Raw genomic sequence first — 380 nt, forward strand, 5'->3', positions numbered from 1 at the left:
GTGCCCACCCTTCGTCGGCGCATCCAGGTGTGACGCAGTCCGTGTGGTCAGCCCGAAGAGGATCGTAAGGAAGGTGACCGCGGACAGCGCCGTCACATACCCGATGAAGGCGGGGATCGCGTCACCCTGTTTCGCCCACACGTAAATGAGTGGAGCCGTGCCGCCGAACAGGGAATTCGCGAAACCATGGGCCATCCCAACACCCAGCGCCCTGACATCGGTTGGGAAAAGGTCTGACTTCACAACGGCGGAGATCGAGGTATAGTCGGTGAGGAAGATATAGCCCATGAGCAGCATGAGGAATGCAGTTACGTGCGTGCGGGCATGCGACAGACAGGTCACGAGAACCCAGGTATAAACGACTCCACCGGCGGCAAAGA

At 59.5% G+C, this 380-nt stretch carries 1 pseudogene; it reads right to left on the bottom strand.

From position 1 onward, the window contains the following. Positions 1 to 380, bottom strand: a pseudogene (locus G8O24_RS47445) (alpha-ketoglutarate permease); the annotation flags it as partial.

This window comes from Bradyrhizobium campsiandrae (assembly GCF_014529705.1).
Classification (GTDB): Bacteria; Pseudomonadota; Alphaproteobacteria; order Rhizobiales; family Xanthobacteraceae; genus Bradyrhizobium; species Bradyrhizobium campsiandrae.